General features: G+C 59.8%; 18 protein-coding genes. 12 read left to right on the top strand and 6 right to left on the bottom strand.

Features of this window, described 5'->3' with window-relative positions; translation table 11 throughout:
- Positions 1 to 115: 115 nt before the first annotated feature.
- The 4 genes from D3F01_RS01500 to rpmB all read right to left on the bottom strand — a co-directional run bounded on the left by D3F01_RS01500 (position 116) and on the right by rpmB (position 2,168).
- Complete coding sequence (locus tag D3F01_RS01500) at positions 116 to 952, bottom strand: TIM barrel protein (RefSeq protein ID WP_242885663.1); 837 nt, start codon at positions 950 to 952, stop codon at positions 116 to 118.
- Between the two features lie 12 nt (positions 953 to 964).
- Complete coding sequence (locus tag D3F01_RS01495) at positions 965 to 1,717, bottom strand: alpha/beta hydrolase-fold protein (RefSeq protein ID WP_242885662.1); 753 nt, start codon at positions 1,715 to 1,717, stop codon at positions 965 to 967.
- Positions 1,718 to 1,735: 18 nt separating this feature from the next.
- Positions 1,736 to 1,912: a DUF4250 domain-containing protein gene (locus D3F01_RS01490; protein WP_005932644.1), complete on the bottom strand. Its 177-nt coding sequence runs from the start codon at positions 1,910 to 1,912 to the stop codon at positions 1,736 to 1,738.
- A 67-nt stretch (positions 1,913 to 1,979) separates the two neighbouring features.
- On the bottom strand, positions 1,980 to 2,168 hold the full coding sequence (gene rpmB, locus D3F01_RS01485) for a 50S ribosomal protein L28 (RefSeq protein WP_005932647.1): 189 nt from the start codon (positions 2,166 to 2,168) through the stop codon (positions 1,980 to 1,982).
- A gap of 187 nt (positions 2,169 to 2,355) precedes the next feature.
- Here rpmB and D3F01_RS01480 point away from each other — a divergent pair, with 187 nt between their 5' ends.
- From D3F01_RS01480 to D3F01_RS01440, 9 genes are all read left to right on the top strand, one after another.
- Positions 2,356 to 3,030: a site-2 protease family protein gene (locus tag D3F01_RS01480; RefSeq protein ID WP_097770771.1), complete on the top strand. Its 675-nt coding sequence runs from the start codon at positions 2,356 to 2,358 to the stop codon at positions 3,028 to 3,030.
- Positions 3,031 to 3,756, top strand: a complete 726-nt coding sequence (locus D3F01_RS01475; protein WP_242885661.1) for a ScpA family protein — start codon at positions 3,031 to 3,033, stop codon at positions 3,754 to 3,756.
- Entirely contained in the window at positions 3,753 to 4,283 is a 531-nt protein-coding gene (gene scpB / locus D3F01_RS01470) for an SMC-Scp complex subunit ScpB (protein ID WP_005932660.1), read from the top strand. Before D3F01_RS01475 ends, scpB begins: the two co-directional genes overlap by 4 nt.
- A complete protein-coding gene (locus D3F01_RS01465; protein WP_242885660.1) occupies positions 4,280 to 4,951 on the top strand; it encodes a DUF2953 domain-containing protein in 672 nt (223 codons plus the stop codon). Before scpB ends, D3F01_RS01465 begins: the two co-directional genes overlap by 4 nt.
- Before the next feature lie 115 nt (positions 4,952 to 5,066).
- Positions 5,067 to 5,465, top strand: a complete 399-nt coding sequence (ytfJ, locus tag D3F01_RS01460) for a GerW family sporulation protein (protein ID WP_005932665.1) — start codon at positions 5,067 to 5,069, stop codon at positions 5,463 to 5,465.
- A gap of 330 nt (positions 5,466 to 5,795) precedes the next feature.
- On the top strand, positions 5,796 to 6,629 hold the full coding sequence (locus D3F01_RS01455) for a pseudouridine synthase (RefSeq protein ID WP_097770775.1): 834 nt from the start codon (positions 5,796 to 5,798) through the stop codon (positions 6,627 to 6,629).
- Between the two features lie 174 nt (positions 6,630 to 6,803).
- Positions 6,804 to 8,123, top strand: coding sequence for a carboxyl transferase domain-containing protein (locus tag D3F01_RS01450; protein WP_097770776.1), 1,320 nt, complete (start codon positions 6,804 to 6,806; stop codon positions 8,121 to 8,123).
- Positions 8,124 to 8,187: 64 nt separating this feature from the next.
- The gene (locus D3F01_RS01445; RefSeq protein ID WP_117476824.1) at positions 8,188 to 8,568 is read left to right on the top strand and encodes a biotin/lipoyl-containing protein; all 381 of its coding nucleotides are present in this window, start codon (positions 8,188 to 8,190) and stop codon (positions 8,566 to 8,568) included.
- Positions 8,569 to 8,591: 23 nt separating this feature from the next.
- Positions 8,592 to 9,995 (top strand): oxaloacetate decarboxylase subunit alpha, encoded by a 1,404-nt coding sequence (locus D3F01_RS01440; RefSeq protein WP_097770778.1) that lies wholly within the window; start codon positions 8,592 to 8,594, stop codon positions 9,993 to 9,995.
- Positions 9,996 to 10,078: 83 nt separating this feature from the next.
- Here the strand turns inward: D3F01_RS01440 and D3F01_RS01435 are convergent, their stop codons facing one another.
- Together D3F01_RS01435 and D3F01_RS01430 are read right to left on the bottom strand one after the other, a co-directional pair.
- Positions 10,079 to 10,753 (bottom strand): hypothetical protein, encoded by a 675-nt coding sequence (locus D3F01_RS01435; protein WP_242885659.1) that lies wholly within the window; start codon positions 10,751 to 10,753, stop codon positions 10,079 to 10,081.
- A gap of 190 nt (positions 10,754 to 10,943) precedes the next feature.
- The gene (locus D3F01_RS01430; RefSeq protein WP_242885657.1) at positions 10,944 to 11,498 is read right to left on the bottom strand and encodes a TetR/AcrR family transcriptional regulator; all 555 of its coding nucleotides are present in this window, start codon (positions 11,496 to 11,498) and stop codon (positions 10,944 to 10,946) included.
- 237 nt (positions 11,499 to 11,735) lie between these two features.
- Here D3F01_RS01430 and D3F01_RS01425 point away from each other — a divergent pair, with 237 nt between their 5' ends.
- The 3 genes from D3F01_RS01425 to gmk are packed head-to-tail and all read left to right on the top strand — an operon-like array spanning position 11,736 to position 13,492.
- Positions 11,736 to 12,614 carry a YicC/YloC family endoribonuclease gene (locus D3F01_RS01425; RefSeq protein WP_098925172.1) on the top strand — a complete coding sequence of 293 codons (879 nt, stop codon included), beginning with the start codon at positions 11,736 to 11,738 and terminating at the stop codon, positions 12,612 to 12,614.
- 31 nt (positions 12,615 to 12,645) lie between these two features.
- A complete protein-coding gene (locus D3F01_RS01420; protein WP_097770781.1) occupies positions 12,646 to 12,915 on the top strand; it encodes a DUF370 domain-containing protein in 270 nt (89 codons plus the stop codon).
- A gap of 4 nt (positions 12,916 to 12,919) precedes the next feature.
- Positions 12,920 to 13,492, top strand: coding sequence for a guanylate kinase (gene gmk, locus D3F01_RS01415; protein WP_242885656.1), 573 nt, complete (start codon positions 12,920 to 12,922; stop codon positions 13,490 to 13,492).
- The last annotated feature ends 4 nt before the right edge of the window (positions 13,493 to 13,496 follow it).

The following is a 13,496-nucleotide window of genomic DNA, read 5'->3' as shown; positions in this document are numbered from 1 at the left end:
GTTTCTGCAAGTAGGGCTGGGGGGTATTGTTGTGAATTTTTTATGAATACAGAAGATAAAACAAAAGGCTCTGCGCCCCAAACGGGGAACAGAGCCTTTGAAGCATTTGGAACAATCAGCAGGCGAATCTGCGCATAAAGGCAAGGTCGCTTGCGGCGCGGGCGGGCACAGCTTCCTCCCGCAGCACGGGCAGGGAAGCCTGCGGCATCTGCCGCAGCATCTCAAAGCCGCCGGCGTAGTCCACGCAGGAATCCTCCAGACTGGTGGAATAGAGCGTTCCATCCGGCTGGAAGTTCTGACCCTTGAAGTGGACCGCCGTGATCTTGTCGCCGTACCAGCTGCCCACCTTATCCCAGATGCGGCGCTGTGCATCCACAGACGCGGCCTCCGGGCCCACATAGTTGGCAAAATCGCAGATGACGCGCAGGTTGGGGCTTGCCATGGTGTCCAGCACCATCCGTACCGCCTCGGGGGTATTCATGGCATGGTAGTAGACGCACTCCACGGCAAAGAGCACTCCCTGCTCCTCGCAGGCGGGCAGGATCTCGCCCAGACTGCGCAGGAGCGCTTCCTGCGCCTCCTTCCGGGTCACACCGGGCTGTTTGGCCATGTTGGTGGTCTCGCTTCCCATGCAGCCTGCACCCAGCGCCCTGGCAACGGGGATCTGGCTCAGTACCTTTGCCACCTCGGCACGGCGCTTGTTCTCGTCGGCATAGCTCAGCTCCACATAGGTGCCGTCCACGGCAATGCCCACGCCGGAAGCTGCCGCAGCCGTCCTTGCCCGCTCCACCAGCGCAGGGGTCACATCGGCATAACTCTTTACGCCCTCCACCGCCTTGGTAAAGGCCAGCTGGGTGCAGGCAAAGCCTGCCTGCCCGATGGAGGAAAAGAGGGTCTCGGGGTCATGGCGGCCAAAATCGTGGCCGCGCGCACCAAGAATGAATTCAGGCATCCTGCACCTCCATCAGCCGAACACACGGGCGGCAAAGAGATTCAGCTCCTTGCCCCACCAGTACCAGTCGTGGGAGACATCGCTGCCCCACACCTCCAGATGCACGGGCAGGCTGCAGTCGGTCAGTGCATCGGCCATGGCCTGGGTGTCCACCAGCGCGTCACCCTCGTAGCTGCCCTGACCGGCACAGAGGAGAAGGGCATTCTCCTCAGCCTTTGCCAGCAGCTTTTTGTCCACAAGGCCGTCCTCTGCCAGATAGGCCAGGGGGGCATTGCGCAGGACCAGGTCATCTGCTGCATTGCCCAGGAAACGGCGCACATCGTACAGGCCGGAAAGGCCGATGGCACCCGCGAACACCTCGGGGCGGCGCAGACGGCAGTTCACTGCCTGATACGCGCCGGTGTCCACGCCCACCGCCCAGAGCAGCGTGTCCTTTTTGGCACCGTTCAGGGTCAGGATGCGGGGAGCCAGCTCGCTTGTCAGGTAATTGAAATACTTTTCCTGCATCTCGGCCCGGCGGCGGGGAGCCGTGTCCCCGGCCAGCAGGCTCTCGGCATCGATGCTGTCGGCGCAGAACAGCTGCACCTTGCCCTCATTCAGCAGCGGGGCAATGGCATCGGGCATCCCGTTGTTTTCCCAGTCGTAAAAGCGGCCGCCCCGCGCGGGCAGAGCCAGCACCGGCGTACCGGCATGGCCGTAGACCTTGAACTCCATGTCGCGGCCCAGCATCCGGCTCCATTCCTTATAATACGTCCCTTGGATCATGGCAGCATCCTCCTGTTGTCACACAAATTGATTGCGCTGGGGGTCATAGGCGTACCCCACAGCGGAAAGCCTGGCACACAGCGCGGCCTTGTCCTCATCCAGATCCTCGCACAGCGCGTCCAGAGTGGGGTAGAAGTCCCGCAGCTTCAGGTTGATCATGCTCAGCAGCATGATCGGGTCATTTGGCAGAGCCATCGTCGATCCCTCCAGAAGATAACAAAAAAGCCGGCCACTCGACAAAGTGACCGGCAGATGCAGCTACTTAGACAGCGCGGGTAACCTTGCCAGCGCGCAGGCAGCGAGAGCATGCGTAGATATACTTGGGAGAGCCTTCCACGACCGCCTTGACACGACGGACATTCGGCTTCCAGGTACGGTTGGAACGGCGATGAGAGTGGGAAACCTTGATACCAAAGGTAACACCCTTGCCGCAGCATTCACACTTAGCCATGGTACTTGCACCTCCTACAGTGAAGTATGGAATTCAAAATAATCAGCTTGACTATTTTACCAGAGATGCGGAGAAAAAGCAAGAGTAAATTTGATTTTTCCGCAACTTTTTTCTTGCAGGGCCAAACCCTTGCCCCAAAAGCGAAAAAATAGTACAATAGGATAAAATCCAACTGAGGGAGAAACGAATGACCGCACAAGGAATGTATTATCTCATCCGGGCACTGGTGACCCTGATCGCCATCCCGTTCCATGAGGCGGGCCACGCGCTGGCCGCCTGGCTGCTGGGCGACCCCACCGCAAAGCGGGAGGGCCGCATCAGCCTGAACCCGTTCCGCCACTTTGACCTCGTGGGCACCCTCTGCATGATCTTTGCCGGGGTGGGCTGGGCAAAGCCTGTTTCCACCGACCCCCGCAATTTCAAAAACCCCAAGTGGGGCATGGCCCTCACCGCGCTGGCAGGCCCGGCGGCCAATCTGCTGCTGGCCTACCTCGGCATGGTGGCGTGGAAGATCCTGTATTATTGGGCCCCTACCACCATGATCACGATTTTCGCAGCCCGTTTCCTCCAATACTTAGTGATGATGGATGTGGGCCTTGCGGTGTTCAACCTCATTCCCATCCCGCCGTTGGACGGCAGCCGCATCCTGCTGGTGGTGCTGCCCCAGCGCATCTACTTCCAGATCATGCGGTACGAGCGCGTCATCTTCGTCATCCTGCTGGCGGCTGTCTGGGCCGGTGTGCTGGATGGCGTGCTGGGCACCTTCAATGATGTGGTCTGGGATCTGCTGGATCTCGGCACCGGCTACATCGACCAGATCGCCTATTCTGCGTATTATGCAGCCATCGGGACGGTGATCTGAGTGGCAGAAGAACTGACCTTCCGTCTGGAGGATTTTGAGGGCCCGCTGGAGCTGCTGCTCACGCTGGTGCAGAAGCACAAGATGGACCTGCACAACATCCCCATTCTGGAGCTCATCGACCAGTACACCCACGCGGTGGAATCGGCCGAGAGCACCGACCCTGAAATTTCCAGCGCCTTTATCGAGATGGCCGCCCACCTGGTGGAGATGAAGAGCTATCTGCTGCTGCCCCGCAGTGAAGAGGGCGAGCGGATGAAGCAGGAGCTCACCGGCCAGCTCATTGAATATGATCAGTGCCGCCGGATGGCCGCCCGTCTGCGGGAGCGGGGAGAGGAATATACCGTGTTCGTGCGCACCCCGGCCCGGCTGGAATGGGACAACACCTATGATCTCTTCCATGCGCCGCAGGTGCTGGCAGACTGCTGGCAGGCCCTGATGGGGCGCACCACCGTCCGCAAAATGCCCACCCAGCAACAGTTCGAGCCGCTGGTGTCGGCTCCGCAGGTCTCGGTGAGCAGCCGGGTGGTCTACATCCTGCGCCAGCTCATTGCAGGCGGTGCAAAAAAGATGGACCAGCTGTTTTCCCGCCGCCAGACCCGGGGGGCCAACGTGGCCACCTTTCTGGCGCTGCTGGAGCTGGTGCGCGGCGGCCGTGTGACGCTTGGCCCGGAGGGCGAGCTGAAGATGCGCCGGGGCCGCATCGACCGCACAAAGGAGGAGCAATGAATCAGAAACAAATTCGTGCCGCCGTGGAAGCAATGCTCTTTGCCTACGCGGAGCCCATCGGGGCCGACAAGCTGGCCCAGGCGCTGCAGTTGCCCACCGCCAGCGTGGAATCTGCGCTGGAAGCGCTGCACGAGCGCTGCCAGAAAGAGGACAGCGGCCTGTGCCTGCTCCACCTGAACACCCATTGGCAGCTGGCCACCAAAACGGAATTTGCGGAGTGCGTCCGCCGTGTGCTGGACACCCGCCGCTCCATCCCGCTGGGCCCGGCGGCCATGGAGACACTGACCGTCATCGCCTACAACCAGCCCGTCTCCCGCGCCTTCATCGAGCAGGTGCGCGGCGTGGATTCCTCCTCCAGTGTGTCGGGCCTGCTGGAAAAGGGGCTCATTGAAGAGGCGGGCCGTCTCGACCTGCCCGGCAGGCCGGTGGCTTTCCGCACCACGGACGTGTTCCTGCGGTGCTTCGGCCTGTCCAGTCTGGAAGATCTGCCTCCGGTGCGGGGCACGGAAAGTGAGGCGGCCCAATGAGCGTCCTGTGGAGTGTTCTCGCTGGTATCGGTACGGTGCTGCTGTTCCTCTTAAAAGGGGTGGGCATCCTGCTGCTGGTGGTGCTGGTGTTGGGTCTGCTGCTCATGTTCTGCCCCTTCTGCGCCGATGTACAGTGGGCGGAGGGCATCTTTCAGGTAAAGGCCGGTGCACTGGGCATCACCTTCCCGGTGTTCCGGTATCCCGCGCCGGAAAAGCCGGAGAAAAAGAAAAAAGATAAAAAGAAGAAAGCGTCCGGCGGGCAGAAGCCCCAAAAGGAAGCCCCGCCCCGCCAGAAGGCGAAGCTGACCCTGCAGATCGTCTGCACCATCTTAAAAGGGGCGGGAAAGCTTACCCGGGCCATCATCGGCTCTCTGCGCTTCACCCGGATCGACGTTGTCCTCGGTGTCCGGGGCGAAGACCCTGCCGAGGCTGCCCGCAGCTATGGCAGGCTGAACGCCTGGCTCTACCCGACGCTGGGTTTCCTGGACCGGTTCCTCTATCTGGACTTCGAGCAGTTCCGGCTCCTGCCGGATTTCGGCAATGTTGAGCCCACCATAAAGGATCACGTCTCCTTCCGGGTCACGGCCCGGGCCTACGCCATCGTTTTCACGCTTCTGCGCGTTCTGTATGCGTTCTGGCGCGAAAAGGTACTGGACGTTTTTCTCTAGCTCGGGTATAATATTTTTGTATGGTGCGTCCGCGTCCCGGCCCGTACAGGGCAGGGAAGTGGTTCCGTGGGAGCGGCGTTCCGCTCCCTGATATAGAAGTAAGGAGGCCGAATTTATGGCTGAGCATCCCATTCAGAACCTGATGAACGTTACGATGGACAAGATCCGTCAGATGGTGGATTCCAACACCATCGTCGGCAAGCCCATCACCACCGATGACGGCACCACCATCCTGCCGGTGTCCAAGGTGAGTTTCGGCTTTGCCTCTGCCGGCACCGATTTCGACGGCAAGAACGCCGCCAACAAGGATCTGTTCGGCGGCGGCTCCGGCGCGGGTGTCAATATCCAGCCCGTGGCATTCCTGGTGGTCAAGGATGGCTGTGTCCGCACCATCCAGCTCTCTGACGGCAACAACACCGTGGACCGCGCCCTGACCATGATCCCCGAACTGGTGGAAAAGGTCAGCGCACTCATTAAAAAGGACGAGCCTGCTGCTCCTAAAAGCGAGCAGTGACGGCCAGCGGGCAGCTTTCCCTCGCAAGTGAATACGGGTTGCGGCTCCCAGCATTTGTTTCGTGCGCCTGCACTCACAAATCGCTGGCCGCGGCCCCAACAACAGCTCCCTGCATCCGCCACTGGCGGCGGTCGCTGTCGTTGCAGGCCATTCCATCGCCCGCCCTACTGCCTGCGGCAGCAGGGTCCCACCCCAGCGGACACTTGCTCAGGAAACTGCCCGCCGACCCTCAACACATCGCCGTAACTGCAAGATTCCAACTTGCAGTTTTTTCAGCGCATGCTCCGGCGTGCGCTTTTGAGCGCCGGGAGGCGCACAAGGAGTTTTATTATGGCAGAAGAACGTATTCAGAAGATCATGGCCGAGCAGGGCCTGTGCTCCCGCCGCGCGGCCGAGCAGATCATTGCCGAGGGCCGTGTCAAGGTCAACGGCCACCCCGTCAAAGTGGGCGACAAGATGGACCCCAACCGGGATGTGCTGCATGTGGATGACGAGCGCATCTACATCCAGAAGAACCAGCAGCTCTACTATCTGGCCCTGTACAAGCCCCGCGGCTATGTGACCACCGCCAGCGATGAGCTGGGCCGCAAGACCGTTATGGAGCTGGTCAGTGATATCCCCGCCCGCCTGTACCCGGTGGGCCGCCTGGACAAGGACAGTGAGGGCCTGCTGCTGATGACCAACGACGGTGCCTTCGCGCAGGCTGTCACCCATCCGTCGGGCGGCATCTCCAAACTGTACCGCGTCACCGTGCAGCCCCGGGCCGATGAGAGCCAGATCCTGAAGATGAGCTCCGGCGTTGTGCTGGACGATGGCACCAAGACCATGCCCTGCGCCATCAACGTCGTCACCGACGAGCCCGGCCGCACCGTGATGGAGATGACCCTGAAAGAGGGCAAGAACCGCGAGATCCGCCGCATGTGCGAGGCCGTTGGTCTGGAGGTCGTCCGCCTGAAGCGCAACGCCGAGGGCGTGGTCAAGCTGGGAATGCTCAAGCCCGGCACCTACCGTGAACTGACCAAGGCAGAGGTCAACGGCCTGCGTGCCGCCGCCGCCAAGGGCCGTGCCCAGACCCGCAGCGCATCGCTGCAGTCCAAGGCTGCCGCCCGCCGTCCCAAGGGCCCTGTGGGCAGCGGCAATGCCCCCGCAAAACGGAGAAAGTGATCGTTTTTTCGGCTTTCACGGCGCAAAAACCGTCTGATCCTGGAAAAGATTGTGAAATTTTTCCGCAAAATGGGCCTTTCAGCCCTTGTGAACGCTCTCAAAATAAGGTATAATGATACTAATTTTGAAAGCTCAAAATAAAAAGCTCAAAATAGAAAAGCAGGAGGTCTTACCATGGCTTCAAAGAGTAACAAAGGAGAAATCCTCGCCAAGTTTTTCGATGACGGGGAGTATACCGCACTGTTTGCGGACGGCGCAGTGAGTGCTGCCTGCGGCTATGCGGCTGGTCAGCAGGCTTATGCTGTTTACCAGAACGGCGAGGCTGTCTCTGTCAAGGACGTTGAGAAGAACATCAAGGTCCTGGAGATGGCTGCTCAGACCGGCTGCCCGGTGGTCACGTTCTACAACTCTGTCGGCGCTAAGCTGGCTGAGGGTCTGGACGTTCTGACCGCCAGCGCCAAGCTGAACGCCACCATCGCCAAGGTTTCCGGTGTCATCCCCCAGATCGCAGTCGTCACCGGCGTGTGCGGCGGCACCAGCGCACTGAGCGCTGCCAATGCTGACGTGTGCGTCATGGCTGAGGATGCAGAGCTGTTCTTCACCGCTCCGTTCACCTCCGCCGCCAAGGGCGACAAGGTCCCCGGCGCAGGCACTGCCGAGGCTGCTGCCAAGGCTGGTGTGGCTGCCATCGTGGCTGCCAACGCTGAGGAAGCTGCCGAGAAGGCTGCCCACATCGTGGGTCTGCTGCCCGCCAACAACCTGACCGGCCCCGCCATCTTCGAGTTCGAGCAGCCCACCAGCGTTCTGAGTGCCGGTGCTGCTCCCGAGAAGGCTGCCGCTGCCCTGATCGACAAGGACAGCGCTGTGGAGCTGTACGCAGGCTTTGGCAAGCACGTCTACACCGCATTCGCAACCATCGGCGGCAACGCTGTGGGTATTGTGGCCACCGGCGAGACCCTGTGCCATAACTGCGTGGCCAAGGCTTCCCGCTTTGTCCGCCTGTGCGATGCTTTCAGCGTGCCCGTGCTGACCATCGTCAACACCAACGGCTTTGTACCCAGCGCCACCGATGACATCGCAGGCGGCATCCGTGAGGCTGCCCGTCTGGCTGCTACCTATGCCGATGCTACCACCGCCAAGGTGGCTCTGCTGTCCGGCAAGGCTGTGGGCCCTGTCTACACCGCTCTGGCCAACGCAGACCTGAAGATCGCCGTCAACGGCTGCACCGTCAGCGCTCTGGAGCCCAACGCTGCCGTCTCCGTCCTGTACAAGGCCGAGATCGACGCTTCCGACAACATCATTGCTGCCACCAACGCCAAGGCTGCCCAGTACACCGCTGAGGTGTGCAGTGCTGCCAACGCCGTTGCCGCCGGTGCCGCTGATATGACCTGCGACGCTGCCAACGCCCGTGCAAGCGTGGTTGCCGCCTTTGAGCTGCTGAGCACCAAGCGTGCCGCCCGCCTGCCCAAGAAGCACGGCAACATGGCTCTGTAAGCGGTTTCGGAACGTAAACCGTACATCGAATCCATACATTGATTTTGTTCAGGAGGATCCTTCCATGAAGTACTACAATATTACCGTCAATGGCGTTGCTTACAGCGTTTCCGTTGAGGAGACCGCCGCAGGCGCTGCTCCCGTTGCAGCTCCCGCTGCTCCCGCCGCACCCAAGGCTCCGGCTGCTCCTGCTGCCGCTCCCAAGGCTGCTGCTCCCGCCGGTGCTGCCGGTGCTGTCGCCGTCAAGGCTCCCATGCCCGGCAACATCCTGGATGTCAAGGTCGCAGCCGGTGCTTCCGTCAAGGCCGGTGACGTGCTGGTTATCCTCGAGGCCATGAAGATGGAGAACGAGATCGTTGCTCCTCAGGATGGCACTGTGGCCTCCGTCAACGTCAACAAGGGCGACACCGTCAACTCCGGTGACGTTCTGGTTTCCATGAACTGAGAACTGAGGAAGAGGTGACAACCATGGCCAAAAAGCCGATCAAGATTACGGAAGTCGTCCTGCGCGATGCTCACCAGTCTCTGCTGGCCACCCGTATGACGATGGATGAGATGCGTCCCATCCTGCCCGAAATGGATAAGATCCCTTACTTCTCTGTCGAGTGCTGGGGCGGCGCTACCTTTGATAGCTGCATCCGCTTCCTCGATGAGGACCCCTGGGAGCGTCTGCGCATCCTGCGCAAGGAGCTGCCCCACCAGAAGCTGCAGATGCTGTTCCGCGGCCAGAACATGCTGGGCTACCGCCCCTACGCCGATGATGCTGTCGAGTACTTTGTGCAGAAGTCTGTTGCAAACGGCATCGATGTCATCCGCATCTTCGACGCACTGAACGATCCCCGCAACCTGCAGACTGCCATCAAGTCTGCCAACAAGGAAGGCGCACATGTTCAGGGCTGCATCAGCTATACCCTGAGCCCCGTGCACAACAACGAGTACTTTGCAGCCTACGCCAAGACCCTGGAGGAGATGGGTGCAAACTCCATCTGCATCAAGGACATGGCTGGTCTGCTCACCCCCTATACCTGCTATGATCTGGTCAAGAAGCTGAAGGAGACCGTCAGCATCCCCGTGGATATCCACAGCCACTACACCGCAGGTCTGGCTTCCATGTCCATCCTCAAGGGTATCGAGGCAGGTGCTGATATCATCGATACTGCCATGAGCCCCCTGAGCCTTGGCACCAGCCACATGCCCACCGAGAGTCTGGTCGCTGCCCTGCAGGGTACCGATTACGACACCGGTCTGGATCTGAAGCAGCTGAACGTTGTCCGCGCTTACTTTGCAAAGCTGCGCGAGAAGTACATCGCCAACGGCCAGATCAGCCCCAAGAGCCTGGGCGTGGATGCCAACACCCTGCTGTATCAGGTGCCCGGCGGCATGTTCTCCAACATGCTCAAGCAGCTGAAGGATGCAGGCAAGGAAGATAAGCTGGACGAAGTGCTGGCCGAGATCCCCCGCGTTCGTGAGGACGCAGGCTATCCTCCGCTGGTCACCCCCACCAGCCAGATCGTTGGCACGCAGGCTGTGTTCAACGTCATCCTGGGCGAGCGCTACAAGATGGTCACCAAGGAGTTCAAGGGCTTGGTCCACGGCGATTACGGCAAGACTCCCGCTCCCATCAGCCCCGAGTTCACCAAGAAGATCCTGGGCGACGAGCAGCCCATCACCTGCCGCTTTGCCGACACCCTGGCTCCCGAGATGGACAAGCTGAAGGCTGAGGCCGCCAAGTGGGCAACTCAGGAAGAGGATGTTCTGACCTACGCAATGTTCCCGCAGGTCGCACCCAAGTTCTTTGAGAAGCGCAATGCCAAGAAGCAGGGCGTGGACGCTGACCACGCTGATTACACCAATCAGTCTCACCCTGTCTAAATCATAATACCAGAAGGGGTTGCTGCACCGTTTGATGCAGCAGCCCCTTCTTTTTGTTATTGTTTTTTGTGTTCCCGCAGGTCTCAGTTGTTCTTGCCATTCTCAGCCTTCATGGCGTTGTAGCCGATCAGCACGGTCCAGACATAGGCGCAGGTCTTGGGGATCATCAGCATACCAATCAGGGGGTTGACTTCTGCCCACAGCACCACCGGGATATAGAAACCAAAGCTCAGCGCGATGGTCAGCCACATCCAGCGGAAAGCCTGATCCTTGTGTTCCTTGGCACTGCGGTAGAACAGCACGATGATCAGCAGGCCCAGCAGTGCAAAGGGGATGTTGCGCAGGATGCCCCAGGTCAGCGGGGTGTGGTTGGTCAGCCACTGGTTCTGCGGCATCATGCATAGCACGATGCGCACAGCGGAAAGGGCGTACACGGCAATGGTCAGATCCTTCTGGCCCTCGATCTGGTAGCGCTTGCGCCAGACGTAATACAGCAGTACATAGAACACGGTCATGGTCACGGAGGTGATCCACTTGCCCAGACCCAGAGGCACAGCGTAGTTCTCCAAGCCGGTGGTGCACAGTGCCAGGGCACGGGGCACCAGATGGAAGGAGTCACCTGCACCCAGCACCACGGCCATCAGGCCGAACAGGCGGAACTGGGTGCCAGCCTTGCTGCCGCGGATCATGCGGATGCCCACGGTCAGCACGGTGACCAGATAAAAAATGTCGAAAACGGTCTCAATGATTGCTCTCATAAGAATGTTGCTCCTTTATGGTTGGTTTGCTGCTCTATCGCGATTCGGTCAGCGATTGCCGGCCGGACTGCATCGTTGTGATGTGCAGACTGCCGTGGGTGGCCTGCTGGGGGAGATACTCCACAGCAGTCAATATGAACGCTGTTCACTTTTGGCCGTAAAAAACTCCCACAAGACTGTGGGATGTTTTTTACACTTCATAAATGGTCCTGCGGATGATCTCCAATACCGCTGTGGGGTCAAAATCCTGCTGCACCACGGCAGAAAGCATGAGGGAGAACAGGATGCCCGCAAATTTCTGGCGGCTGAACTCCTCAGTAAATGCGTCTGGCCGGATCTTTTTGTCCCTGGTCAGCACCATGGTCAGCGCATCCAGAATGTGCTGCCAGGTCTGCCGCATCTGCTGCTTTCCATCGGCGGTATCCTGCCGCACAAAGCCGAGCGCGTGGTGGGTGAAGAAGCCGGGGTACTGCGCAGAGCCATACTCCAGCTGCCGGTACATCCAGCGGATGCAGGACAGGGTATCCTCAAACACCGCCGGGTCGTCCGGGTGGCGGAAGATATCGCTCCAGATGCTTTCCACCGCCGCGCTCACCAGTTCGGTCTTGGAACCAAAGTAGTTGTAGATACATCCCACGGATACCCCGCAGGCTGCTGCCACAGCACGGATGTTGACCGCTTCCCATCCATTCTGCTGGATGAGGACCCGGCTCGTTTTCAGGATCTCCTCCTTGGACGTTGCCATCGGATTCGTATGACCACCTCCTCAACATGAACACTGTTCACGATGCATAGTATAGCGCTGTTCCTGCCCCTTGTCAAGGGGGCAAAATAGATTTTTTTCGCCGCATTGCTTGCAAAAAAAGGGGCGGCAGAGTAAAATATATAGTATATGTATCGTAACATGGGTCTGTGTGCCCCAAAGCGGATACATATACGAAGAATGTCCGCAGAAAACCCTTTGGAATACGAGGAAAAAAGCATGATTTTGAGCATGACCGGTTTTGGCCGGGGAACTGCTGTGCGCAATGGCCGTGAGATCACGGTGGAGCTGCGCAGCGTCAATTCCCGGTACTTTGAGTATTCTTCCCGGATGCCCCGCACCTGCAGCTATCTGGACAGCCGCCTGAAAAAGCAGCTGAACGAGCGGGTGACCCGCGGCAAGGTAGAACTGAGCCTGACGGTGCAGACCGTGGATGCCGCCGATACCGTGGTGGCTGTGAATCAGGAGCTGGCCAAGAGCTACCAGCAGGCCCTGCGGGACCTGTCTGAGACGCTGGAGGTCAAGAACGATGTGACCGCCGGGATGATCGCCCGCTTTCCCGATGTGCTGACCACCCGCCACGCCGATGTGGATGAGGAGCAGCTGTGGGAGGATGTTTCCGCTGTCACCGCCCAGGCACTGGATCGTTTTGTGGAGATGCGCGCCGCTGAGGGTGCCAAGATGAAGGCTGACGTGGAGAACCGCCTGCGTTTTCTGGAAGAATGCGTGGGCCGGGTGGAGACCTTGAGCGCCGGCCGGGTGGAGAACTACACCAACCGCCTGTACGAAAAGCTCAAGGTCATTCTGGAGGACCGGAACATCGATGATGCCCGTGTCCTGACCGAGGCCGCCATCTTTGGCGACAAGACCGCCGTGGATGAGGAGACCGTCCGCCTGCGCAGCCACATTGCCCAGTACCGCTCCATTCTGGAGCTGGACGAGCCCGTGGGCCGCAAGCTGGATTTCCTGACCCAGGAGCTGAACCGTGAGACCAATACCATTGGTTCCAAGTGTCAGGATCTGGATATCACCCGCATCGTGGTGGATATGAAGGCGGAGATCGAGAAGATCCGCGAGCAGATCCAGAATCTGGAGTAAACCCTGAGATTCAGATGGTTCGGAGGAAAAGATGAAACTGATCAACATCGGCTTTGGCAATCTGGTCAGCGCGGGCCGGGTGGTGGCTGTGGTCAGCCCCGATTCTGCCCCGGTCAAGCGTCTGGTCAAGGAAGCGCGGGAGCGGGGGATGCTCATTGATGCGTCCTATGGCCGCAGCACCCGCGCTGTCCTCATCATGGACTCCGACCACGTTGTCCTTTCAGCCCTTCAGCCCGAAACAGTGGCCAGCCGTGCCGCCGGTCAGGCCGAGGGCAAAGCAGTGACAGAAGAGGAGCAGTAAGACCATGGAAAATGAAAAATATCTGTTTGTCGTTTCCGGTGCCGCCGGTACCGGAAAGGACAGTGTGGTGAGCGCTTTGCGCAAGGCCCACCCCGAGATCGAAAAAACGGTTTCTGCCACCACCCGTTCCCCCCGCCCCGGGGAGCAGGAAGGGGTAGACTACTACTACCGCACCAAGGAGCAGTTCCAGCAGCTCATTGATCAGGATGAGGTCGTGGAGCACAACTTCTTCAACGGCAACTACTACGGCACCCTGAAGGAAGAGGTCAACAAGCGGCTGAACGCGGGCAAGCTGGTGGTCATGGTCATCGATGTGCATGGCGCGGCCAATATCCGCCGCATGTATCCCGGTGCCACCACCATCTTCCTGCTGCCCCCCTCCACCCAGGAGCTGGAGCGCCGCCTGCGCGGCCGCGGCACCGAGAGCGAGGAGAGCATCCGGGAGCGCCTGGAGATCGCCCGCAATGAGCTGGCCCAGCAGGACAAATTCACCCTCAAGCTGGTCAACGACGAGGTGAATGCCTGCGCCGAAAGGCTCTATGGTGTCATCTGCCAGCGTGCGGACCTGACCCGCTAAAACG

Origin of the sequence: Faecalibacterium sp. BCRC 81149 (assembly GCF_022750605.1) — a bacterium.
GTDB classification, from domain to species: Bacteria; Bacillota; Clostridia; order Oscillospirales; family Ruminococcaceae; genus Faecalibacterium; species Faecalibacterium duncaniae.
The sequence above is the reverse complement of the archived record's forward strand: the minus strand, read 5'-3'. Positions and strand labels throughout refer to the sequence as shown.